Source organism: Ruegeria sp. BJ6 (assembly GCF_056537885.1).
Genome location: NZ_JBQFSG010000005.1, coordinates 43225 through 67961, shown reverse-complemented (window position 1 = coordinate 67961; position 24737 = coordinate 43225). Strand labels below are relative to the sequence as shown.

23 protein-coding genes are annotated in these 24737 nt (G+C 59.1%); 12 read left to right on the top strand and 11 right to left on the bottom strand.

All coding sequences use genetic code 11. The features are described from left to right. Positions 1-136: 136 nt before the first annotated feature. From ACR0D6_RS12385 to speB, 11 genes are all read left to right on the top strand, one after another. Positions 137-1408 carry an imelysin family protein gene (locus ACR0D6_RS12385; RefSeq protein ID WP_480765722.1) on the top strand — a complete coding sequence of 424 codons (1272 nt, stop codon included), beginning with the start codon at positions 137-139 and terminating at the stop codon, positions 1406-1408. A gap of 202 nt (positions 1409-1610) precedes the next feature. Continuing rightward, positions 1611-2381 carry a class I SAM-dependent methyltransferase gene (locus tag ACR0D6_RS12380; RefSeq protein ID WP_170651340.1) on the top strand — a complete coding sequence of 257 codons (771 nt, stop codon included), beginning with the start codon at positions 1611-1613 and terminating at the stop codon, positions 2379-2381. Between the two features lie 197 nt (positions 2382-2578). Continuing rightward, positions 2579-2872, top strand: coding sequence for a (2Fe-2S)-binding protein (locus tag ACR0D6_RS12375; RefSeq protein WP_170651339.1), 294 nt, complete (start codon positions 2579-2581; stop codon positions 2870-2872). Then, positions 2820-3305, top strand: coding sequence for a bacterioferritin (gene bfr, locus ACR0D6_RS12370; protein ID WP_170651338.1), 486 nt, complete (start codon positions 2820-2822; stop codon positions 3303-3305). Before ACR0D6_RS12375 ends, bfr begins: the two co-directional genes overlap by 53 nt. Before the next feature lie 16 nt (positions 3306-3321). Beyond that, on the top strand, positions 3322-4812 hold the full coding sequence (locus tag ACR0D6_RS12365) for a di-heme oxidoreductase family protein (protein WP_480765721.1): 1491 nt from the start codon (positions 3322-3324) through the stop codon (positions 4810-4812). Positions 4813-4815: 3 nt separating this feature from the next. After that, on the top strand, positions 4816-5826 hold the full coding sequence (locus tag ACR0D6_RS12360) for an imelysin family protein (RefSeq protein WP_480765720.1): 1011 nt from the start codon (positions 4816-4818) through the stop codon (positions 5824-5826). 3 nt (positions 5827-5829) lie between these two features. Then, complete coding sequence (locus ACR0D6_RS12355; protein ID WP_480765719.1) at positions 5830-6918, top strand: DUF1513 domain-containing protein; 1089 nt, start codon at positions 5830-5832, stop codon at positions 6916-6918. Positions 6919-7021: 103 nt separating this feature from the next. Continuing rightward, positions 7022-8911 carry a biosynthetic arginine decarboxylase gene (gene speA / locus ACR0D6_RS12350; RefSeq protein WP_480765718.1) on the top strand — a complete coding sequence of 630 codons (1890 nt, stop codon included), beginning with the start codon at positions 7022-7024 and terminating at the stop codon, positions 8909-8911. A 22-nt stretch (positions 8912-8933) separates the two neighbouring features. Further along, the gene (locus tag ACR0D6_RS12345; protein WP_480765717.1) at positions 8934-10157 is read left to right on the top strand and encodes a saccharopine dehydrogenase family protein; all 1224 of its coding nucleotides are present in this window, start codon (positions 8934-8936) and stop codon (positions 10155-10157) included. A gap of 81 nt (positions 10158-10238) precedes the next feature. Further along, positions 10239-11408: a carboxynorspermidine decarboxylase gene (nspC, locus tag ACR0D6_RS12340; RefSeq protein WP_480765716.1), complete on the top strand. Its 1170-nt coding sequence runs from the start codon at positions 10239-10241 to the stop codon at positions 11406-11408. Next, positions 11405-12247, top strand: a complete 843-nt coding sequence (gene speB / locus ACR0D6_RS12335; protein WP_480765715.1) for an agmatinase — start codon at positions 11405-11407, stop codon at positions 12245-12247. The genes nspC and speB overlap by 4 nt, the downstream gene beginning before the upstream one ends. A 109-nt stretch (positions 12248-12356) precedes the next feature. On the opposite strand, the gene ACR0D6_RS12330 is transcribed toward speB, so the two are convergent. Continuing rightward, a complete protein-coding gene (locus ACR0D6_RS12330) occupies positions 12357-12959 on the bottom strand; it encodes an HD domain-containing protein (protein ID WP_170651330.1) in 603 nt (200 codons plus the stop codon). A 100-nt stretch (positions 12960-13059) separates the two neighbouring features. On the opposite strand from ACR0D6_RS12330, the gene ACR0D6_RS12325 reads away from it, so the two are divergent. Beyond that, a complete protein-coding gene (locus ACR0D6_RS12325) occupies positions 13060-13917 on the top strand; it encodes a LysR family transcriptional regulator (RefSeq protein WP_170651329.1) in 858 nt (285 codons plus the stop codon). 22 nt (positions 13918-13939) lie between these two features. Here the strand turns inward: ACR0D6_RS12325 and ACR0D6_RS12320 are convergent, their stop codons facing one another. From ACR0D6_RS12320 to ACR0D6_RS12275, 10 genes are all read right to left on the bottom strand, one after another. Next, positions 13940-14317, bottom strand: coding sequence for a c-type cytochrome (locus tag ACR0D6_RS12320; protein ID WP_170651328.1), 378 nt, complete (start codon positions 14315-14317; stop codon positions 13940-13942). 20 nt (positions 14318-14337) lie between these two features. Further along, complete coding sequence (locus ACR0D6_RS12315; RefSeq protein WP_480765714.1) at positions 14338-15240, bottom strand: FAD:protein FMN transferase; 903 nt, start codon at positions 15238-15240, stop codon at positions 14338-14340. After that, entirely contained in the window at positions 15237-15755 is a 519-nt protein-coding gene (locus ACR0D6_RS12310; RefSeq protein ID WP_480765713.1) for a nitrous oxide reductase accessory protein NosL, read from the bottom strand. Before ACR0D6_RS12310 ends, ACR0D6_RS12315 begins: the two co-directional genes overlap by 4 nt. Beyond that, a complete protein-coding gene (locus tag ACR0D6_RS12305) occupies positions 15752-16573 on the bottom strand; it encodes an ABC transporter permease subunit (protein WP_170651325.1) in 822 nt (273 codons plus the stop codon). Before ACR0D6_RS12305 ends, ACR0D6_RS12310 begins: the two co-directional genes overlap by 4 nt. Further along, entirely contained in the window at positions 16570-17463 is an 894-nt protein-coding gene (locus ACR0D6_RS12300) for an ABC transporter ATP-binding protein (RefSeq protein WP_480765712.1), read from the bottom strand. Before ACR0D6_RS12300 ends, ACR0D6_RS12305 begins: the two co-directional genes overlap by 4 nt. Next, a complete protein-coding gene (locus ACR0D6_RS12295) occupies positions 17453-18709 on the bottom strand; it encodes a nitrous oxide reductase family maturation protein NosD (RefSeq protein ID WP_480765711.1) in 1257 nt (418 codons plus the stop codon). The genes ACR0D6_RS12300 and ACR0D6_RS12295 overlap by 11 nt, the downstream gene beginning before the upstream one ends. Before the next feature lie 2 nt (positions 18710-18711). Beyond that, entirely contained in the window at positions 18712-20619 is a 1908-nt protein-coding gene (gene nosZ, locus ACR0D6_RS12290; protein ID WP_480765710.1) for a TAT-dependent nitrous-oxide reductase, read from the bottom strand. A 15-nt stretch (positions 20620-20634) separates the two neighbouring features. Further along, positions 20635-22812, bottom strand: coding sequence for a 4Fe-4S binding protein (locus ACR0D6_RS12285; RefSeq protein WP_480765709.1), 2178 nt, complete (start codon positions 22810-22812; stop codon positions 20635-20637). After that, positions 22809-23267 carry a DUF2946 family protein gene (locus tag ACR0D6_RS12280; protein ID WP_480765708.1) on the bottom strand — a complete coding sequence of 153 codons (459 nt, stop codon included), beginning with the start codon at positions 23265-23267 and terminating at the stop codon, positions 22809-22811. The genes ACR0D6_RS12285 and ACR0D6_RS12280 overlap by 4 nt, the downstream gene beginning before the upstream one ends. 163 nt (positions 23268-23430) lie before the next feature. Then, the gene (locus ACR0D6_RS12275) at positions 23431-24693 is read right to left on the bottom strand and encodes an adenylate/guanylate cyclase domain-containing protein (protein ID WP_480765707.1); all 1263 of its coding nucleotides are present in this window, start codon (positions 24691-24693) and stop codon (positions 23431-23433) included. Between the last annotated feature and the right edge of the window lie 44 nt (positions 24694-24737).

Sequence of the window (24737 nt, the reverse complement as noted above, 5' to 3'; positions counted from 1 at the left end):
CTTATGCGCCATTAAAAACATTAAGTGACTAAAATACTCAGGTTGACATATCCGACAAATTCTCTCAGTTACATCACCGGAAACGCCCTGTGCTCCGGATAACGTGCTGGCGCCAAACATTAAACAAAGGGAAACCATGTCAAAACTGCTTTACACAACCGGCGCGCTGGCAATCCTGGCCACCTCTGCCGCGGCAACTTCGACAGCACCGGCCAAAACCGACGTACTGAATACATACGCCAACATTGCGGAAGCCAAGTATGAAGACAGCATTGCCACTGCGAAGACCCTGCAAGCCGCAATTGACGCGCTGATTACCGACCCGTCCGCCGAAAACCTCAACGCAGCGCGCAGCGCCTGGATTGCGGCACGTGTTCCCTATCAACAGACCGAAGTTTACCGTTTCGGCAACGCCATCGTCGACGACTGGGAAGGCAAGGTGAACGCATGGCCGTTGGACGAAGGCCTGATCGACTATGTTGACCCGGCATATGGCGGTGCAACCGACGAGAACGAATTCGCCGTTCTAAACGTGATCGCCAACCCCAGTTTCGAACTGTCGGGCGAAACCATCGATGCCGTTAAAATCACCCCGGAACTGCTGGCCGAAACGCTTCACGAAGCAGATGGGATCGAGGCCAACGTCGCCACCGGCTATCACGCCATCGAATTCCTGCTGTGGGGTCAGGACATGAACGGCCACGGCACAGGTGCGGGCAACCGACCCTGGACCGATTATGCCCGTGGCGCCGACTGCACCGGCGGCAATTGCGACCGGCGCGGCCAATACCTGAAAGCCGCGACCGATCTTCTGGTCAGCGACCTTGAATGGATGGCGGCGCAATGGAATTCCGATGGCGCCGCCCGCGCAGCGCTGTTTGAAAACGAAACCGCAGGCGTCAGCGCCATCCTGACCGGCATGGGATCGTTGTCTTATGGCGAGCAGGCGGGCGAGCGGATGCGCCTTGGTCTGATGTTGAACGACCCCGAAGAAGAACATGACTGCTTCTCGGACAACACCCATAACAGCCACTACTATGACGGGCTGGGTATCCAGAACGTATATCTGGGCGAATACGCCCGCGCGGACGGCACATTGGTTTCCGGCCCCTCGCTGTCAGACTTGGTTGCGGCCACCGATGCGGAACTGGACGCCGAGATGAAAACCAAACTGTCCAATACCATGCAGGCGCTTGGCCGGATCAAAACCACTGCCGAAGCGGGCTTTGCCTATGACCAGATGCTCGAACAGGGCAATGAAGGCGGCGAGGCCCTGATCATGGGTGGTGTGGACGGTTTGGTCGATCAGACCAAAACCATCGAACGCATCGTGACCACACTCGAACTCGACCAGATCGAATTCGAAGGTTCGGACAGCCTGGACAACCCCAACGCCGTTTTCCAGTAGTTCCTTCTTTCAGTTCAGCCAGCATCACACTGGTTAGTCAGGCTGTTCGCACTAGAAATCAGCCAAGCAATCAGGGCCGTAGGCAACGGCCCTGATTTAGTGCAAAGTGCCCGGGCTTATCTAAGGGACCGGGTGGATACTGGTTGAACGACCTGCCGCCCAAAAGTTTGAAACAACGGCGTTTTTTGTGGCGGAGGCGAATATGCCCACATTGGACTGGAATAAAGAAACCTGGGGCAACCGGGATCATTGGGACCAAAAGGTCAGCCACGGCGAATCGTGGTCAAAGGGTTGGGGCACAAGTGAAGTCCATTGGAAGTTTCACCTGCTGCCGCGGCTGCAACCCATTCTGGCGAAATCCGGCTCGGTTCTGGAAGTGGCGCCGGGCTATGGCCGGTGGACCAGATTTATCGCCCCTTATGCTGACCGCCTGACCACGGTCGATCTGAACGAGAATTGCATCGAGCACCTGAAGACGATCGATCTTGGCTGCGACAACATCGAATACTTCGTCAATGATGGCATGACGCTGACGGATGTCCCTGATCAGTCGGTAGATTTCATATTTTCCTACGATTCTCTTGTCCATTGCGACAAGACCGTGCTGGAGTCCTATCTTTCCGAATTTGAACGCGTCTTGCGCCCTGACGGATTTGCGTTCTTTCATCACAGCAACCTTGCAAATGCACGCAAGCCCGAGGAACTGGCAGGTCAGAAAGTGACCTCTCATGCACGCGATCCTGAAGTTTCCGGAGAATGGGTAAAGCAACAGATTGACCAGTCGGAAACGCTTGAATTGCTCCTGCAGGAAAATGTCGACTGGGGAAACGAGAATTGGTTCATCGACTGTTATTCCGTGCTGCGCAAAGGAAAGACAGGGCAGAAAACAAGATACAGCAATCTATCAATCATCCGGGAAAAGACAGCGGCAAGGAAATGGTTCGAGATTACGAAATCTCCCGGGCAGGAATGACCCGTCAATACCCTGCGACCACTACTTGAGAAACTCGCCCCTGATCGGCCTTTTCCATCCTCGTGGGAAAGGCCGATCTCATTTGAAGCCTACCCGGAGCCATTTCTTATTGGCCTTTCGGCAGAGGGCAGTTTTCTCTGGACCTCAGAATATATTCTGACTAATTAAGTAAGAAATATTCACTCCCGCGAGTCGCCATGATCGTCTGTCATTGCACAAACATTTCCGACCACGAAATCCGCGCTGCGATTGACTGGATGAGGACCGCTGATCCCCAGACGGTGATAACGCCGGGAAAAATCTACCATGCCCTTGGAAAATCAGCAGATTGTGGCGGTTGCATGCCGCTTTTTCTAGACACGATGCGCTCAAGCGATAGTCTGGAAGTCCCAATGCAACTCCGCGCCTTGCGCGCCGGAGTAACACAGGAGAGTGCAGATGAAGGGCGACCCCAAGGTCATAGAATATCTAAACAAATCTCTGCGGCATGAACTGACGGCGGTCAGCCAGTATTGGCTGCACTACCGCATGCAGGAGGACTGGGGTCTTGGCAGCATGGCCAAGAAAAGCCGCGAGGAATCCATCGAAGAAATGGAACATGCGGACAAGCTGATCGAACGAATCCTGTTTCTCGAAGGCCACCCGAATCTTCAAAAGCTCGATCCGCTTCGGATCGGCCAAACTCCGAAGGAAACACTCGAATGTGATCTGGCCGCCGAAATCGACGCCAGAGCTCTGTACAAGGAAGCGCGCGAATACTGCCGGGAAGCCGGCGACTATGTGTCGATGTCTCTGTTCGAGCGATTGATGGCCGATGAAGAAAGCCATATCGACTTCCTCGAAACGCAGCTCGACCTCTTTGAAAGGATCGGCGAAGCCAACTATGCGCAACTCAACGCGTCAAAAATGGACGAAGGCGAATAGCCTCATTCTATTGCCGGTGGCCGCGTTCGCGGCCACCCAATCCCTGTCAGCTCCGCTGCAGGACGACCATCTCAACACCCTTCCCAGAACGCCGGACGAACAGGCCCGAATTACGGCAGCGACAGCTTTGCCAACCGATTTCAGCGCGCCGCAACCGTTCGAGGAACTCAGCGCAGGTGCCGCCACCGTGCGGGCACGGACGAATGCCGACGCGTTTTCGCAACCGTCTGGCAATCTTGAGTTCGAACAGGAGCTGGATTTCAGGGTTGGTAACGGATTGTTCAAGAAGATCTGGGTTTCATCCCCCTCTTCCACTCTTGCCTCGGACGGACTCGGCCCGCTTTATAACGCCCGCTCCTGCCAGCGCTGCCATGTAAAGGATGGCCGTGGACATCCTCCAGCTGGTCCTGAGGACAGCGCAGTGTCGATGTTCCTGCGCGTCTCGATCCCCGGCACTCCCGAGGATGGCTATGGCGATATCGCAGATTACATCGCCACCCTGCCCGAACCGACATATGGCGGCCAGATGCAGGATTTCGCGCTGGCCGGACACCCCGCTGAATACCGGCTGAACATCACCTACGAGGAGGTCCCGGTCGAACTTTCCGATGGCGAAAACGCCTCGCTGCGCCGCCCGACCTACAAGGCCGCCGATCTGGGTTATGGTCCACTGCACCCTGAAGCCATGCTCAGCCCGCGCGTTGCACCGCAGATGATCGGCCTCGGGTTGCTCGAGGCCATTCCGGTTGACGACCTGCTGGCGAACGCGGACCCGGATGATGCGGATGGCGATGGTATCTCAGGCCGCGCGAATATCGTCTGGTCGACCGAGTTCGACAAACCGATGATGGGGCGGTTCGGCCACAAGGCAGGCATGCCCACTATCATGGAACAATCGGCCGCTGCCTTTGCCGGAGATATTGGCATCTCAAGCCCGCTTTATCCTGCGCCCCACGGCGACTGCACGAGCGCGCAGGTGAACTGTGTCGACGCTCCGCATGGCGATGACGATGTGCGCGGGTACGAGATCGACGCCGAAGGCATGGACCTCGTCGCCTTCTACAGCCGCAATCTTGGCGTACCCGCCCGGCGCGACGTGGACGACCCGCAGGTGCTGCGCGGCAAACAGGTATTTCACGACGCGGGATGCGCCTCGTGCCACACCCCGTCATTTGTCACTCACCGTATGCCCGACCGTCCGGAACACAGTTTCCAGCTGATCTGGCCCTATTCCGACCTGTTGCTGCACGACATGGGCGAAGGGCTGGCCGACAACCGCCCCGAGGCCCGCGCGACAGGCCGCGAATGGCGCACACCACCGCTGTGGGGCATCGGCCTGACCGAGCGTGTCTCGGGACACACGCAATTCCTGCATGACGGGCGGGCCCGCTCGTTGCTCGAAGCGATCCTGTGGCATGGAGGCGAGGCACAATCCGCCCGCGACACTGTTGTGTCCATGCCCAAGGCCGACCGGGATGCGCTGATACAATTCCTCGAAAGCCTCTGACCGATGCGTATACCTGCCATTGCCGCGGCGCTGCTGCTTCCCTTGATGGCCCTCGCCGATGAGCGAGGGCCAATCCTGTCCGAAACAACCGAAACCCACATCCTGCCTCACTTCGCACGGCTCGCTGAAACGGCAGAAGCGCTGAACGCAACCGCCTTGGCTGACTGTGCACCGGATTCGAATGCCCTGCGCAGCGCCTATGGTGACGCCTTTGATGCCTGGATTTCCGCCAGCCATCTGCGGTTTGGTCCGACCGAGACAGACGACCGTGCCTTTGCGCTGGCCTTTTGGCCGGATACCAAGGGGTTCACACCCAAGGCGCTGTCTCGCCTGATCGCCAGCAAGGACCCGGTGGTGCAAGAACCCGCCACCTTTGCCGAAACATCGATTGCCGGGCGCGGATTTTATGCGCTGGAGCTGCTGCTTTACGACCCCGTGTTTGCGGAACAGGAGGACGCGGAGTATCACTGCGCCCTGATCCGCGCCATCGCGACGGATATCGACCGGAACGCGGACGCCATTCAACAGGACTGGCAGGGATATTCGCTTAAACTGACGCAGCCCGGCGATGGCAGCCCCTATCGTTCAGGCGATGAGGCGATACAGGAGTTGTACAAGGCCCTGATGGCGGGACTTGAGTTCACTGCCGACACCCGCCTTGGCCGACCCATGGGCTCGTTCGACCGCCCGCGCCCAAAACGGGCTGAGGCGCGCCGCTCCGAACGCTCGCAGCGCCACGTGGAACTGTCGCTGATCGCCCTGCGTGAACTGGCGGCACTGTTGTCAGCCGATCACCCCGACATCGCCGCCGATCTGAACGCCGCCTTTGACCGCAGCATCGACAACGCCCAAACGCTGGACGATCCTGCATTTGCCGGGGTTGCAGACCCGCAAGGGCGTTTCCGGATCGAGGCGCTGCAGCAATCCATCAACGATATCCGTACGATTGCCGCGACCGAACTTGGCCCGACCCTTGGGATCAGCGCCGGTTTCAACTCGCTGGACGGGGACTGAACCATGACCAGCCGCCGTCATTTCCTTGCCGGTCTGGCCGCTGCCACATTGGCCCCGGTCAAAGGGTGGTCCGCCGTCGGCGCACCGGATTTTCTGTCCGCAGCCCTGTTCCCGGACGGCTCGTACCGGCTGGCCGGTCTGGACGCCCGGGGTGCGATCACCTTCTCACTGCCCCTGCCCGCACGCGGTCACGCCGCCGCGGCCCACCCGCACCGTGCACAGGCCGTGGCCTTTGCGCGTCGTCCCGGCACCTTTGCTTTGGTTGTCGATTGCACGACAGGCGAGCAAATCGCACAGCTTGATGCGCCAAAGGGCCGCCATTTCTTTGGCCATGGCGTTTTTTCAACGGACGGCGCACAGCTTTTCACCACTGAGAATGATTATGACGCCGGTGAGGGGATCATTGGCATTTGGGATGCAGAAAATGGGTACTCGCGACTGGGCGAATTCCCGTCCGGCGGCGTTGGCCCGCACGAGATGCTGCTGATGCCCGGTGGTACATCCATTGCCATTGCCAATGGCGGCATCGAAACCCATCCAGACACCGGCCGCACCAAGCTGAACCTGCCCACCATGCAGCCAAACCTGACCTATACCGACCTTTCCGGCGGGATACTGGAGCAGGTGGAACTGCCGCGCGCGATGCACAAAAACTCGATCCGCCACCTTGCGATGCGGGCGGACGGGCTGGTGGCCTTTGCCCTGCAATGGCAAGGGGACAAGACACAACACCCGCCCCTGCTGGGCCTGCATCGCAGAGGCGAACCACCCCGTCTGCTCTCTGCGCCCGAAGTTGAGCAAAGCACGTTGCAGGGATACGCGGGCAGCGTCGCCTTTTCGACCGATGGTGAAACCGTCGCCATTACCTGTCCGCGCGGCAATGCCCTGCATCACTTCCGAACCCGGGATGGCTCATTCGCCGAAACCATTGCAGCGGAAGATGTCGGCGGTCTGAGCACCGGAGCCGAAGGTTTGATTTTCACCACCGGCACAGGTGAGATCGGCAGTCTGTCCAATGATCGCGCCCGGATCATTGCACGGGCGCCATGCCAGTGGGATAACCATCTGATCCCAATACATCGACACGCATAATCTCGGCAAACCCCTGCCACATAGATTACACTTGGACGAATCAAACGGCTGCCTTATTGGCGGGCGCTAAACCCGGCCACCCGAACCGCAAGGACTGACTTGATTGAAACAGACGCCTGACGCACCGCATTCCATCTACGGGGTTGAGAAATGGGGCAAGGGCCTCATCGAGGTGACGGAGAAGGGCGAGATCGGATTGCGCAACCCCATGGCGCCCGATGCCGCGGCAATCAGCCTGCCGGGTATCCTGAAAGACCTGGACGAGCGTGGCATCAAATCACCGATGATCCTGCGCATCAGCAGCTATCTGGAAAGCGAAATCGCCCACATCAACGAAAGCTTCCGCGATGCCATCGCGCGGGTGGGCTACAAGGGCAGCTATCGCGGTGTGTTCCCGATCAAGGTGAACCAGCAGGCGCAGGTCATCGACCGCATTGTCGAATTTGGCCAAAAGTACAATTACGGGCTCGAGGCCGGGTCAAAGCCCGAGCTGGTGATTGCTCTGGCCCACCGTCTGGCCCGCGAGGCGTTGATTGTCTGCAACGGCGTCAAGGATGCCGAATTCATCCAGCTGGCGATCCTCAGCCGCAAGATCGGCTTTAACACGGTCATCGTGCTGGAAAGCCCGAAAGAGGCCGACACGGTGATCGAGGTCTATAACGAACTGGGCATCGAGCCCCTGATCGGCGTTCGGGTAAAACTTACCAACCAGATCAGCGGCAAGTGGGAAGAAAGCTCGGGCGACCGTTCGGCCTTTGGCATGAACACCGATCAGTTGGTGGCCACAGTCGACAAGCTGAAAGACGCCGGGCTGCTGCATTGCCTGAAGCTGCAGCACTCGCATCTGGGCTCTCAGGTTCAGGACGTCAACGACGTCCGCCGGGCTGTGGGCGAGGCGTGCCGATACTACACCGAACTCACGCGCGAAGGCGTACCGCTGACGCATCTCGACCTTGGCGGTGGTATGGGCGTGGACTATACCGGCGAGAAGAAAGCGGCAGAGAACTCGATCAACTACACGGTCGAGGAATACTGCGCCAATGTCGTCGAAACCGTTGCTTATGCGATGGATGAGGCCGAAGTCGCCCACCCCACACTGGTCACAGAAAGCGGCCGTGCGGTTGTGGCGACATCCTCGATGCTGGTCTTCAACGTACTGGAAAGCACGCTCTACGACGCGCCCAACGGCCCCGAAGTGGATCCGGACGATCACCATCTGGTCTCGGACCTCGCTGCGGTACACGGTTATCTCAGCAGCGATCGCCTGCAGGAATGCTGGAACGACGCCACCTTCTACCGCAACGAGCTGCGTGCGCTTTTCAGACGCGGCTATGTCGATCTGCGACAGATGGCCCGAGCCGAACGCATCTACTTGTCGCTGATGGCCAGCCTCAAAGCGCTGGCGGCATCGGACGAGTTGGAAACGGATGTGGACGACCAGTTGGAGAAGGTGGCCGATATCTACCACTGTAACTTCTCACTGTTCCAATCCTTGCCCGATGTCTGGGCCATCGACCAGTTGCACCCGATCGTGCCTTTGCAAAACCTGAACCAAGCGCCCGATCGTCGTGCGGTGTTGTCCGACATCACCTGCGACAGCGACGGCAAGATCGACCGGTTCATACTGGCCGACGGCGTTTCGCCCAGTCTGCCGGTGCATTCCCTGCCCGAAGACGACGAATACTTCATGGGCGTCTTCTTTGTCGGCGCCTATCAGGAAACGCTGGGCGATCTGCACAACTTGTTCGGCGATACCAATGTCGTCACCATCGACCTGCGCCCCGACGGCGGCTTCGACCTGCTGCACGAACAAGAAGGCGACACGATTTCCCAAGTCCTGTCCTATGTGGAATTCGACCCTGCCGACTGCGTCGCCGCCTTCCGCAAAATGGTGGACGAGGCGATCTCAACCGGTACTCTGATGGCCAAGGACCGCAAAACCCTGATGAGCGCGTACCGCGACTCGATCAACGGCTACACCTATTACGAATAACCCCAGAGAGGAGATGACCCCCATGGGAACTTTGAGTGGCAAAACACTGGTTGTCGGTGCGGGCGGCGTATCCCACGCCGCCGTGCACAAGATGGCGATGAATTCGGACATATTCACCGAAATCACGCTGGCCAGCCGCACCAAGTCGAAATGCGACGCCATCGCCGCAGCCGTGAAAGAACGTGTAGGCGTCGATATCAAGACTGCAGAACTGGACGCCTACAAAGTCGCGGACACCGTGAAGCTGATCAAGGAAACCGGCGCCGAGCTGCTCGTGAACCTCGCCCTGCCCTATCAGGACCTTGTGCTGATGGACGCGTGTCTTGAGGCCGGTATCCACTATCTCGACACTGCGAACTATGAGCCCGAGGACGAGGCCAAGTTCGAATACCACTGGCAGTGGGCTTATCAGGACAAGTTCAAAGAGGCTGGTCTGACTGCCATCCTCGGCTCGGGCTTCGATCCGGGCGTGACCTCGGTCTTCGCCAAATGGCTCAAGAAGCACAAGCTGGACACAATCCGCCAGATCGACGTGCTGGACGCCAATGGCGGCTCGAACGATCAGGAATTCGCCACCAACTTCAACCCCGAGATCAACCTGCGCGAAGTGCTGGCCGAAGTGCGCCACTGGGAATACGGTGCGTGGCAGCACAGCCCGGCGATGACCCACAAGGTGGAGTTCGACTTCCCCGCTATCGGCCCCAAGAATATGTACCTGATGTATCACGAGGAACTGGAATCGCTCTCGACCCACTTCCCCGAGATCGAGCGCGCACGCTTCTGGATGACCTTCGGTGACGCCTACATCACCCATGCCAAAGTGCTCGAAAACGTCGGCATGACCCGGATCGACCCGGTGATGCATGACGGCAAGGAAATCATCCCGATCCAGTTCCTGAAAACCCTGCTGCCCGATCCCGGTGATCTGGGTGCGGAAACCAAGGGCAAGGCCTGCATCGGCGACATCGCCACGGGTCAGGCCAAGGACGGCTCGGGTGAGAAGACGTATTACATCTACAACATCTGCGACCATGAGGAATGCTATGCCGAGGTCGGCAGCCAGGCCGTCAGCTACACCACCGGCGTCCCTGCCATGATCGGCGCCGCGCAGGTGATCAAAGGCAACTGGTCCGAGCCGGGCGTCTGGAACATGGAGCAGCTCGACCCCGACAACTTCATGGACATGCTGAACGAACACGGCCTCCCGTGGCAGGTTCACGAACTCGATGGCCCGGTCGAGTTCTGATCTGGACTTCATCTTTTCCCAAATACTCCGGGGGTCCGGGGGCAGCGCCCCCGGCCTCTCCATCACACGGAGACGCTGGACATGTCCGACATGATGACCACCCAAGCGGGCGATGCCGGAGCCTTCCGCGATTTCGACCTGAGCCGCGTACCCACACCCTGTTTCGTGGTCGACGAAAAAGCCGTCGAGCGTAACCTGCGCGTCCTCGCCGATATTGGTGCACGCTCGGGCGCACATGTGCTCAGCGCGCTCAAAGCTTTCTCTATGTTCTCCCTCGCCCCGCTGGTGCGTCAGCACCTCGGCGGTACCTGCGCCAGCGGTATCTACGAGGCCCGGTTAGGACGCGAGGAATATGGCGGTGAGGTCGCAACCTTCTGCGCCGGGTACAAAGACGCTGACATGGACGAAATTCTATCTCTGTCGGACCACATAATTTTCAATAGCCCCGCGCAAAAGGACCGCTTCCTGACAAAGGCTCAGTCAGCAGGCGTACAGGTTGGCCTGCGTATCAACCCCGAACACTCCGAGGGTGAGGTGGCCAAATACGACCCCTGCGCACCCTGTTCGCGCCTGGGTACCCCGGTCAGCCAGTTGACCGCCGAAACCCTGACCGGAGTTGATGGCCTGCACATGCACACCCTCTGCGAGCAGGGGTTTGAACCGTTGCAGCGTACATGGGCCGCCGTGGAACCCAAACTGAAACCGTTCATAAGCCAACTCAAATGGCTGAACTTCGGTGGCGGCCACCACATCACCCGCGACGATTATGATCGCAACGGGCTGGTCGCACTAATCGAAGACATCCGAGAAACATACGGCATCGACGTCTATCTCGAACCCGGCGAGGCGGTGGCGCTGGACGCGGGCATTCTGGTCGGCGAAATCCTTGACCTGCCGGTGAATGGCATGAACCTGGCCATCACCGATATCTCGGCCACCTGCCACATGCCAGACGTGATCGAAGCCCCCTATCGCCCCGCCCTGATGGACGAGGCCGATGCGGGCCATACCTACCGGCTTGGTGGTCCTTCCTGTCTGGCGGGTGATGTGATCGGCGATTACACATGGGACAAACCGCTTGAGATCGGCCAGCGCTTTGCCTTCCTCGATCAGGCGCACTATTCGATGGTCAAGACCAACACCTTCAACGGCGTCCCTCTGCCCACCATCGCCCTGTGGAACAGCGAAACGGACGAACTGAAAATCATCAAACAGTTCGGCTATGAAGACTTCAAAGAGAGATTGTCATGAGCATATTCTTCGACAGTGAACTGACCGCCGCCGAGCGCACCGAAGATGCCCGGTTCCGCGTGATCCCGGTGCCTCTGGAACGCACGGTCTCGTACGGGTCGGGCACTGCTAAAGGTCCCGAGGCGATCATTGAAGCCAGCAATGAGCTTGAGCGCATCACAGGTCACGCTGAGCCCTGCGTCGAGGGGATTTTTACCGAAGCGGAGCTCGACTGTAACGGCGCCCTGCCCGAGATCATGGATCGCCTTGCCGAGCGCACCGAAGCCGCAGTCCGCGCGGGCAAAATCCCCGTCGTTCTTGGCGGCGAGCATTCGCTCAGCTACGGGGCAGTCACGGGTGTTGTCCGCGCGCTGGGCCAACCGGTTGGTATCGTTCAGATCGACGCCCATGCCGACCTTCGCGACGCGTATCAGGGCGAGAAGCACTCGCATGCGTCGGTCATGCATCTGCTGGCACAGGATGGCATTCGCCTTGCCCAGTTCGGCGTGCGTGCATTTTGTACAGAAGAGGCCAATTCCCGTGTACAAAACAACATTTTTCACGTGGATGCTGAAGAATTGGTTACCGGCAACATTCACGCCATCGACCTGCCGGAAGATTTTCCCGAACTGGTCTATGTCAGCTTTGACGTCGACGGTTTAGACCCTGCGATCATGCCAGCCACCGGCACCCCCGTCCCCGGTGGGCTGGCGTATTATCAGGCGCTGCACCTTGTTGAACATGCCCTCAAGGGTCGCAAATGTGTTGGCTTCGATGTTGTCGAACTGGCCCCCAACGGCGATACCGCGTGGGATTTCACAACCGCCCAGATCGTTTATCGTCTGATGGCCTCCTGCTGATCCTGCGCGGCAAAACGCGGGCTCTGATATCAGAACCCGCGCATCACATGTTTCACCCGCAGTGAATGCAGAGTTCAGGCAGGCCTATCCGATCCGCCTGAGCTGATCGTCAGTCGACCTTGCCGTCATCGACGGTTTCGTTCAACTCCATGTGGCCTTCGCCTTTGTTCAATAGCCGGCGCAGCATGGGTTCGAAGAATTCTAGCGGTTTGGTGGGGTAATCCGGGTCAAATGCGCACTGGTCGTATTCGTGGCAGAAGTACCGGCAATCTTCCCAATAGGGACTGTCGCGGTATTTGTCGCGCGCGTTTCGGTCGCCGCCCAGATGGTGGTTGTAGTAATAACCCTGAAACACGCAGTGATGCTTGAGGATCCAATGGGTCCGCTCACTGACATAGGGCTTCATCATCGCCGCGGCCAATTCGCCGTGATTGTAAGGCGAGAGGATATCGCCGGTGTCATGCACCAGTGCGGCCACAATGATCTCTTCATCGGCGCCGTCCTCATAGGCGCGCGTCGCGGCCTGAAGGCTGTGCTGATAGCGGTTCACGGGATACGGGGTCCATTCCTCGTCCAACGAGCGGATCGCATCAAGGATACGATCAGGCAACGCGGCGTTGTACGCTTCCTCATAATCCATGACCGCAAGGAAATCTTCCTTGGTCGCTTCTCCAAAGCTGGTCCAGGTCGGTTTGTGGCTCTTGTCAAGCATGGCGGCATCCCTTGGCATTTCTGGTTTAGGCAGGTTAAACGCAATCAAATGACAAAAAAAATGAATTGATTTTATCGCTTCGATCAAAAAATACTTTCACATGCAGACTAAGTCCTTGGAAACATTTCTGTGCGTTGCCGAAACGGGCGGCTTCCATGCTGCGGCTCGAAAGCTGAACGTCACGCAAACCGCCGTCAGCGCCCGAATCCGTCTGATTGAGGAAGCAACCGGCAAGGCCCTGTTTACGCGCGGGGCCGGCGGCACCGCCTTGACGGATTTTGGTCGCCAATTCCGTCCCTATGCCGAACAGATGCTTTCGCTCTGGTCATTTGCTTCACGAGATCTACCGGCACAAAGCCAAAGCCGCGTGGCGCTCAGGCTCGGATCGCAGCTGAGCATCTGGGATCCACTGTTGGTGGATCTTGCCGTTCGGTTTGAAGAGCGGTTCGGGAAGCTGTTGCTGACCCTGAACTATGATCATGACCTGAACGTGATCGACGCGGTTGCCACGCATGTTCTGGATGCGGCCCTGACCCATGTTAAGCCATCCGATCCCCGCGTGGTGTGCCACGAACTCAACCCGGAACGCCTGCTATTGATCGAAACGCCGGGTGCATCCGGCAGTGAGGATGACTCGCTCTTTGTCAATCTGGAGCTGGGCGAGATATATCAGGACCACGTCCGTGCAACGGCCCGACAGGCGTCGGGTCAGACAATCTTTCTCGGAAACTGCATGATGGCGCTGCGCTATGTTCTGCAACGCGGCGGGCAGGGATATTTTCCGGCCTATGTAGTAAAACAATATCTGGCCGATGGCGCGTTGATACCGGTCCTCCCGGCGCGCGACCTGATGTTGCCGCTGTATCTGGTCGTACGCCCGGAAAACGAACATCACGGGCTGGTCGACGAGGTACTGAGTTGCCTCAGGGACCTCAGAGAGCAAAAAACCCGGCCTTGATACAGGCCGGGTTTGCCATTGATCAGAAACCTTTAAGATAGGCGATCACGTCTGCCTGATCGCTTTCTTTCTTCAGGCCGGGAAAGGACATCTTGGTGCCCTTCACCAGGTCCTTGGGCTTGGCCAGGAACAGGGCCAGATTTTCTTCGTCCCAGACCAGACCACCATCTGCGGCCTCGATCAATGCGCCGGAGTATTTGAAGCCTTCGACCTGACCGGCAGGGGCGTCAACGATACCATTCAGCATCGGGCCAACTTTGTTCTTTGCGCCCTCACCTACGGCATGGCAGGCCTTACACTTCTTGAAAACCTTTTCGCCATTTTCGGCATCTCCTTCTGCCATGGCGGGCATGGCCAGGGCGGCTGCTAGCGTTGACAGGATGAGCGTGCGTTTGATCATTTTTCTTTCCTTTTCATGTCTCAGATCAGCATTTCGAGTTTCGATTGCGGGAATTGTGTAAGAACCCGGGCGATGTCATCTTCCGACAGCAGGCAAAGCGCCGTGGACAGCCCGTCTGCAACCGCAGCGCCGGGGGCGGAAACAGATACTGCGCGGTGAGTTGGCGTACCGCCGCGAGGGTCCAGGATGTGCCCCTGTTCCGCGCTCAGCATGGTACCCGCCGGGGACGAGGTCGCGATCGCCCGGTCGCGCAATGTGATACGACGAACAGCCGCCCCTTCCGGTCCGGCCAGCCCAACCCGCCACGCCGCTCCGTCTGCGCGTTGCCCGAGGGCCGAAATCTCTCCCATATCGACCAGAACGTCACGCAATCCGAATCCTTTGAGCAATGTCGCCACCCTGTCGGTGATCGCTCCCTGAGCGATACCGTTCAGCGTTAGCGCCGAAACACCCGGACGGGCCAGTCGAATTTCACCCGAAAGCACCGTGACATTGTGCCACCCAACGGCGGAATTGGCCTGCGCAATCTGGGTTTGCTCTGCGCCCGTGGCCACAGCGTGCCACAATGGTTGCACGGTCGGATCAAAGGCGCCCCCGGTTGCGTCATGGATCGCGCCACACAGGCTGAGCACATCCAATAACTCGGGCGCGGGTGCTGGCAATACTCCGTCACGGTTCAGTCGGCAAAGCTCCGAATTAGGACGATACAGGCTAAAGATGTTCTCCAGCCGGTTCACCTCGGCCTCGACCGCAGAGATGACGGGCGCAGCCTGCGCCTCAGTCAATCCTTCAAGACGCAGGCTGGCCCCTGCGCCCAGCGCGACACCACGCCACCGGGCAACCGGTGCAGCGATGGCACCTGCGGGCAGCGCCGCACAGGCGGCAGAGATCGTCAGAAAGCGGCGACGCGATACATGGGTCATGCCGGTGTCTCCAGGCTGAGGTCCAGATCGACGGGTCCAAGCACTTCTTCGGCCGGAATTTCACTCAGCGGCAGTGCTTCTCCGCCGTACTGATCAATGAAACCCAGCGCTGCCGAAGAGTTGGCAAAGGGAACGACTTCGGGCGCGCCCATACCACCTGCCACGTTTGCCCCAACGACAAATGTTGCGCCATCGGCAGAAATCCAGTTGGAAATCCCCGGCTGCCGCCAACTGGGTGCTACCCCCATGTCGCTGACATAGATGGCGGTTATTTCCGCGTCGCGTTCGGGACTTTTGAGATAGGCCAGCATGTCGCGTACCTGAGCGAAAAACAGCGGTGCGGGATAGCCTTCAAGATGAATTTGCCCCTTTGGCCCGCCATGTTCGGCAATGTTCATCTGGCAGAAATAGCTGAGCGCGGTTTCCGTCAGATCGACCGGCTCGGGCGGTGCTGCCACCTGTTCCTCCTTACAGGCGGCAAGGGCAAGAAGGGCGATAAGTGCAAGGTGCTTCATGGCTCGACCCTCCGGAATGCGGCGCGGGCCAGCAGGAATCCCAGAAACGGCCACAGCAGCAGCGAGGCAGGTGCTGCCCAGACCGGCAAGGCCTGCGCCGCGCCGGACATGCCAGATGCCATCGCAACACCTTCGGTCGCCGCGATGTTCCACAAACGGAATGCGTCGGCCGGGTTGGCCACCATCACCCAAGGAAAGACGGATCGGGTGAAGGTGCCGCCCTGATCCATGACCACGGCTCCCAACAGCCCGAGGTCATAAAGGACGACAAAGACCAGCCAGAGCCCGGCCGACAGACCTGCCGCCGCCGTGGCGCCCCGTGCGAGGGCGGACAGCAGGTATCCCAGCGCCAGAAACACGGCGCCCAGCAGGATGGATGTGAGGATCAGGCGCACCAGAGCCATCAGGCTTTCCGGTCCCGCCCCGCCGAACCATGCGGCGACGGCACCGGCGGTGCCGAAACCAACAGTCATGGCAAAGGCCAGAGCGGCCAGATGGGCCGCGAATTTACCCAGCAGAATTTCACCTCTTCCGGCAGGGTAGGACAGCAGCAGGGCAAGACTGCCCCGGTCAACGTCTCCGGCGATGGCGTCAAAGGCGATCATCAAGGCCAGAAGCGGTGCGAGGTAAACCGACAAGGTCGTCATCGAAGCGACAGACACGGTCAGCATGTCCACGCCCAGCGTTCCGGTGGGTGCACTGCCAGCAAAGGTCAGCGCCAGTGCGAACAACACCATGATCAGCGTTGCCACCAGCAGCCAGCGATTGCGGCGCAAAATCATCATCTCGGTTCGGGTGATGGCAAGAAAGCGGGTCATTGCAATGCCTCCTGCGCATAGTGGCGATACAGGTCTTCCAATTTCGGCGGGGTCATTTCCACATCTGCCACGGCGTCACCCATACCCGCGATACGCCGCAGCGCCTCCATCTTGTCGGCGGGGGCGCATAGCAACTCGACCGAGGCTCCGTTGACGCGATCACCGCCCAGCTTTGCGGCCAGCACATCGGCGTTTTCAGTCGCGCGTACACGCAAACGGATTGGCAGCCCGGCCAATGCCGACAGATTACTCAGGGTGTCATCAGCCACCATCCGCCCTTTGCGCATGATGGCGATACGGTCGGTGCGCGCCTCAACCTCGGTCAGTGCGTGCGAGGCGATCAGGACTGCCGTGCCCTGCGCCGCCAGATCATCGATGATGGCATACAAATCCTGACGCGAGATCGGATCGAGACCGCTTGTCGGCTCATCCAGAAGCGCCACTTTGGGTTTGCCCAGCAGCACCTGCGCAAGGCCCAGTCGCTGCCGCATCCCTTTGGAATAGGTCCCGATCCGGCGATCAAGCGCGTCGCTGAGGCCGACCCGATCCAGCAGGTCCGGCACATCGGCCCTTGCGCCCGAGAGGCTGGCAAACAGGGTCAGCTGCTCGCGCCCGGTTAACGCGGGATGGAACGACACCGCTTCGGGCAAATAGGCCGTATCCCGCCGCGCCTGCGCGCTGCCGGGGCTGGCCTCGCCTATGCGGATCGCCCCGTCGTGGATGGGTGTCAGTCCGAGAATGGATTTGATCAGGGTCGACTTGCCCGCGCCATTATGGCCCAGCAGCGCCACGCGCTGACCGGGGGCAAGGGACAGGTTGATATCGCTGAGGACGCGGGTTGATCCGCGGTCCTTGCAAACATGTTCGATGGTCAGGGCCTTATCCGTCATGAGGCACCTTTTTCATTGCTGGGGGTTCAGGGGCTTTGATCAGGGGATTGCTGTCTATCACCCCTCCCGGCAGCAGTGCCGGAAAGGCCGATTGCGACCAGCGCACCAGCTGCACGGCAGGAGAGCCGAGCAGCATTTTGGCTGCGGGTTGGGTCCACAGCACATGGTCCATACTATCGTTGGGGCGATAGGGGGCGTCGGCAATGCCGTTGCCGTCAACGTCATAGGCGGCAAAATCGGACCAGTAGTTGCCGCGCCCGTCCTCGGACCACTCGACCCATTTGGTCGAGACGTATTTCACCTGTGTCCGGTTGCCGATGAACGCATTGCCCACGATGCGGTTGCGTTCGGAGCCGGCGGTAAAGTGGATACCGATACCGCAGCCTTGGAACCAGTTGTCGGTGAAGTCGTTCTTGTTGGAATTGTACAGAAAGGTGCATTTCTCTTTGGCACCTTTCACCACGTTTCCGGAAATCACGCTTTTGTTGGCATAGTTCAGCATCACGCCATGCTCGCGGTCACCTATCGACACATTTCCGGTGACTTTTACGCCGGTCGAAAACATGACGGCATAACCTAAGTCATTTCCGATTGAGATATTGTCGCTGACCACCGAATCATCGGCGTACATGTAGTGAACGGCAAAGCGCAGATCGCGAAACAGATTGCCTGAAAAGAAGTTCTTCTTCGAAGAATTGACGAAGATGCCATCCCGGCCAAATTGAATGTCATTGCCTTCAACAACCGCGCCCGGCGCGTTCCAGACATAGACACCGTTGCCGCGCGCATTCATGTGGCGGTCCTGCCGCCCTTCGATCCGGTTGCGGCGAACGATACCGTCCTTGGCGCCGTGAATGTCGATGCCATAGAGATTGCCCAGCAGCACGTTATCCTCGACCACCGGCCCGCTGGCCGTCTTGGTCAGTTTGATACCGCTGTCGATCTCATCATGGCCCGAGCCGGAACCAACCACCGTCAGGCCGCGCACGGTCACGCCCGGTCCGGTCACGGTGATGACGCTGCCTGCGCCCTGTCCGTCAATGGTGGCCTGCCCCAGCCCGTCTATGGTGACGGGCCGGTCCAGAACCAGTTGTTCGGTGTAGGTACCGGGGCTCAGGCGGAGGGTGTCTCCATCCGCCGCCTGCGCCAATGTTTCGTTGATGGCCCCTGCCCGGTTGGGCACATCCCAATCCGCCGCCCAAAGGGGCGAGCCGAGCAGGAGCGGTATGAGCAGGGGCCAGCGCATGACTACGCGCTCCGCGGCTCAACAAGCATCCGGCCGCGCATTTCCATGTGCAGCGCATGGCAGAACCACTGGCAATAGTACCAGTGCACGCCCGGACGGTCGGCGACAAATGTGACCGAGGCAGTGGCCTGCGGCCCGATCTCCATTGCGACACCAAAGTTCGACAGGCACAGACCGTGGGTCACGTCGTCGACGTCATCCAGGTTGGTGACATAGATGGTAACCTCATCGCCCTGCTTGACCGTGAACTTCTCCATGCTGAAGGTCGGCGCGATCGAGGTCATGTAGACACGCACCTTGTTGCCGTCGCGGATGGGTTCTTCGGCCCCTTCTTCCAGATCGACGCCATCAGCCTCGGCCTGTTTGCGCGCATCTTCCCACATCGGGTCGTCGCGGTTCCAGACATTGATCGGGTTCACCTTGGACCGGTGCACAATGATCGAGTCGTGCGGTTCCGCAAAGGTTGGGCCGTCATGGACCACCTTCATCTTGTCGCCCGAGATATCGATCAGCTGCTCGTTCTCCGGCTTCAGCGGACCCACGTTCAGGAAGCGGTCTTTCGAGAACTTGTTCATCGAAATCAGCCACTTGCCATCAGCTTCGGCGGTTTCCCCCATCGAGGTCGAGTTGTGACCCGGCTGATACTGCACGTCCACCTTGTCGAGGATCGGATCGACATCAGAACCGGCATAGGCCTCAATCGCCTTGGCGATGTCCCATTTCACGATCTGGCTATCGAGGAACAGGGTGGTATAGGCGTTGCCCTTGTTGTCGAACGCAGTGTGAAGCGGGCCAAGACCCAGCTGAGGTTCGGCAACGACAGCGGAACGCGGATCGGCATTGTCAGAAAACAGCGCGTCGACTTTTTCCACATCGATCACAGAAACGGTCGGCGACAGTTTACCGTTGATCATGATGTGTTTCTTGTCGGGTGCGGCGTTCACACCATGCGGCGAGTTCGGGATCGGGATGTAACGGGTCAGGTTGCCGCCTGCCTCTTTGCGCCCGTCCACAACCTTGACGCCGTTCAGTTCCTGATAGTTGCCGGCGGCCACGGCCTCTTCGATGCCTTTCAGGTTGAACACGACCACGTGGTCCAGCTCGTTCTCGGTCATCTCGGCCAGGTTCATACCCATTTCCGAGTTGTACGAGGTCGAGAAGGCGTATTTGCCCTGATAGTCGCAGTCGGTGTTGTCGAGGTTACCCGTCACCATCACCTGCCACGCGATCTCCATCGTGTCACCGTCAATGGCGGTAAAGATGTTCACGTATTGCGACGGATCGTCGAGGATCTGGCCGTCATTGACCAGCGGTGCCTCGTGTTCGCCATTGGCAAAGATGTAACCGGTGCGCGGATATTTCTGCGGACGCAGGCCGTGGATGTCATGTGCGTTCGGGATCTCGATGATCTTGTCGCATTTCATCACATCGCAGCGTACGCGGGCCACGCGGGTGTTCGCCTTGTCGTTCATGAACAGATAGCGGCCGTCATAGGTGCCATCGGTGAAGGACATGTGCGGGTGGTGCAGGTCGCCGTTGTCATAGGTAACCTTGCCGTTTGCGGCCAGGAACTCTTTGGTTTCGGGCAGCAGGCCCTCGGTCAGGATCTTCAGCGACTCGTTGGTCTGACCCCAGCCGGTGGCCGAGCAGCGGTTGAACACGGGTACCCGCATCAGCTCGCGCATGGAGGGCACGCCCATGATGCGCAGCTCGCCGGTCTGGCCCGACGACCAGAAGCCGTAATATTCATCCAGTTCGCCAGGCTCCAGATGCTGCTTGGCCGCGGCGCTGGCCTCTTTCGCGGACATCAGGGTCGAACCCAGACCTGTCCCGGCCAACACGGCGCCGGTTGCGGTCGCACCCAGCATTCCCCGGCGTGTGACTTTCAGTTTGTTATCGTGTTCCGACATGATCGTTCCTCCTTTTTAGGAAACTGATTGCGGTTTGGCGTTCGGATGGTTCGCCGGTGGTTGTCCGAGAGGGGTCTTGAGGTTGACCGACCCTGTCTTGGCCCGCCGTTTCAACTGGCGGATGACGACGGGACACTTCGCCTCGGACTGATAGAGCACCTGACAATGCAGGCAGGTGACGCACTCGTTCGGGTTGATCTCTCCGGTGGGGTGGATTGCCTGAACGGGGCATTCGTTGGCGCAGGTCTGACAGGGGGTGCCGCAATCCTTGTAGCGGCGCAGCCAGTCAAACATGCGTATACGGGCGGGGATGGCCAGCGCTCCGCCAAGCGGGCAGAGGTAGCGGCAATAGAACCGTTCGATGAACAGCCCGATCCCCAACAGGGCCAGCGCAAAGACCACAAACGGCCAGTCGCGCATGAATTTCAGGATGATGGCGGTCTTGAAGGGTTCAATTTCGGCATATGTCTCGGCCAGCGGGATCGAGACAAAGCTGAGGCCGAACAACCCGAGGAAAATCATGTACTTCGCGGGCCAGAGGCGTTCGTTCAGGCCCCATGGCAGGGTCCATTGCGGCACCTTCAGCGCGCGGGCGATCTTGTTGGTCAGCTCTTGCAGCGCACCAAACGGGCAAAGCCAGCCACAATAGGCGCCGCGACCCCAGAACAGCAGGGCGGCAGCCACGGCGAACCACTGGATGAAGACCAGCGGATCCAGCAGGAAGGCGTCCCACGAGAAGCCGGTGCGCAGGCTGCCTGCCAGCGCCATCAGGTTCACAACGCTCAGCTGCGCATTGGCGTACCAGCCGATGAAGAACAGGGTCATTGTCAGATAGCCGATGCGGAACCAGTAGAAGACCCGCGCGTTCATTGTGGCGTGGAACTGGAAGAAGAAGGTTGCGGTCAGCACCAGCAGCATGACGCCAAGTACGGCGATCTCGACCGTACGGTCCTTCCAGATGCGCTTCCAAAGCGCGGCCTTGGCGTTGGCCTCGTCGGTGGCATCATCAACAATCGTGGGCGTGGCGACGGGCAGCAGGTAGTTTTCCGGCAGCTTGTAGCCCAGATCGAAGGTCAAAAATGTCTTTTCAACCGCGCCCACGGCCCGTTGCACCAGCAGTTGCAGGCGGAAGGGTTCGGCCGGATCGAACTCGGCATCGGCGGGGATCTTGAAGATGTCGAGTTCGCTGAAGCTTGGCGCGTCGGGGGCTGCAACCTCGCCCAATCGCCGCTGTTGACGGTCGAAAAACCGGACCGAGCGGTCACCCTGAATCAACTGTATGCGGTCAAAGATTCCCCCACGCACATAGCCGGAACCCTTGAAGCTGTAGGCACCGCGGCCCAGCACCAGAATGGCCTGCTCTCCCTCATCCAACCAATTGACAAGATTGGAATATTCCGCCTCACCCAAAAGCGATTTTCCGATTGAGGGTACCGAGACCAGAGCCATGTGCATGTCGATGAAAGTGTCATCCGGTTCCCCGGGTTCGGGGCGTTTGATGGCGCGCTGATCGCCGGTGGCCTCAAAAGCGGCGTTGATCTGCCCGATATCCAGCGTCAAACGCCGGACCGAGCCGTCACCGGACAGGGTTGCCCAGTCGTAGGTCGCACTCTGTGCCATGTCGACTTCGCGTTTGGGGCCGTCGGCCTGTACTGGAGATAGCCCACCCAGACCCAGCGCACGCGCCACCTTGATCCCGCCGCGCACGAGGCTGTCGTCGATCACCATGATCGTCACAGTCGCGCCCGAGATGATGTCGAGGTCGTGCCCCTCGCCGCCGGTTTCGGCCTCACGTTTGAGGTCAAGACCCGCATAGCCTTCGGTCAACTCGACCATGCGCGAGTTGGGAATACCAATCAGAACAATGGGTTCCGAATGCTTAACCAGCTTTACACCGGTCAGAACCGCGTCGGCGTCAATGGCTGCAACCACGTGAATGGGTTTGCCGGAATAACCGGTCGTACCCACAAAATCGGAAGTCAGGAAGGCCCATGCAATCGTCTCGCCCCCCTTCAGAACAGGGGCGACCTTGACGTCATCGCGCACCGGGCCAAAGGCGTCGGCACCGGGGGACAGTTCGGCAGGATCGATCTCGGGCAGGAAGCTGGCGAGGCTGTCGGCATGGGCCGCTACGGCCATAAAGCAGGACAGGATCAGGGCCAGAAGAAAATGGGTTGCGCGCTTAATCGTCATGGCGCACCTCCGGATACTTGGATTGACGCCATGGACGCGCGTGGGGCGCGTTCGGTTCTGTTTTGGGTCGCGGACGGGGGTCCGCGGGTTTCGGGCCAGAGACGGGCCGAATTGTACGATTTGTACAGGTTCCGGCACCCCAATGTTTCGGTTTGTACACTCGCTGTCAGACCCAATTCGGGCAAGTTCGGCAGCGGTGCCGCCCCGGTCACGGCGCAAAGGGCGCAGTCGGCGCATTTCGGACAGGGCGCGGTGGGATCAGTGGAACCTTCTTCCGGCTCGATCTGAACCCAGACCGCCCCTGCCTCCGAGCAGATCTCCATCCAGACGCCTTGTCCGGGACTCGCCAGCGCCGGACCGAGCATCTGCAACAGCAACAGGAGGATGCCCGCCAAGCCCACCACCGCACGAAACGCGCGGTCGAGAGGGTTAGGGTGTATGCGGCAGGCAGGCATGGAGACTCCGACTCGGGAAGTTTGTCCGAGTCATAGGGAGTCTGTAGGTGAGAAGACTTGACTTAGGTCAGGTTCACTAAATTGAACGCAAGTGACGACCGCCGACATTTTGCAACTGGGGCCGCATCAGGAATGGGCCGAGTGGCTAAAATCTGACCGCGATTCAATCTGACTTAGCCGGACCCAACAGCCACCATGTTTCGACCATTCCCATGCCTTTGATGTCGACCTGCCCCCGCTTTTCGAACCGGTAATCACCGACCAGTTCGCTATACGCCGGTCCGGTGACCTGTATCCGTCCGGGTTCGCCGTGGCTTTCCATGCGGCTGGCCGTATTCACCGTCTCACCCCAGACGTCATAGAAAAGCTTTTTGTTGCCGATGACACCAGCCACGGCGGGCCCGGCGTGAAGGCCAATTCGGATGTCCACCGTGTCTTTCAGTTCACCAGACAGGGGTTTCATCGCCTCTAGCATCCCCAATGCCATTTCCGCCACGCGGTGTACTGGATCACCGCAAGGATTGGGCATTCCGGCTGCAACCATATACGCATCGCCGATCGTCTTGATTTTCTCCAAACCATACGTCTCCGCGATCGCATCAAATCTGCTGAAAATCAGGTTGAGAAAATCAACAACCTTTTCCGGCTCCATTGCGGCGGAGCGGGGGGTGAACTGGACGATATCCGCAAATAATATGGCCACTTTCGGCAGGTTGTCCGCGATTGTCTTGTCCGGTTCAACCTTGAGCCGCGCAGCGATTTCTTCCGGCAACAGATTGTAAAGCAATGCTTCCGATTTGGCATACTCAGCCTCAAGCGCGTCTTCCGCACTTTCCGCCCGCAGAAACGCGATATAGACGGCAACGGTGATCATGGCTGCGGTGAGAAAAGCCGCAAGGACAAGAAGCACGCTTTGAAACGGTGGCACGTTGGCTGCGGGTAGCGCTGGTTCGGAAAAATGCAGCGCGGCGTATGCAACAGAGAGCGCACAAACCAGCGTGCAAAGGATGATGCTTTGCTTCCATTTGGTTCCCACCACAACAACGGCAGCGGGTGGAACGACAAGTATATACAGATAAACACCCGACTCAGCGCCAACGAAATAGGTGAGCGTAACAAAGCATCCGCAGATGGATATCGTGGAAAAGGCCGTCAAGGCGGCCGCGCCCAATCGGCTGACGAATGGCAGGGCAAATATACTAAGCCCCAGAACCACAAGCACCACGGATGCGGGCCACATCGACATGTCGTGAAACTGATAGAATCCGATAAAGAGGAACGAATTGGCCGCCCCCCACAAACTGACGACATTTGCAGTCAGCTGACGTCGTTTTTGACGTTGCGACTTGCCCTCGAAACCGCAACTTAAATACCAGTCAAGCCATCGAGGAATTCGAACGCCTGGCAGTATGTCTGAGACCGCCATTAAAATCCCCTGTCAAAAAACTCCTTCAAACATAGCGATGTTGT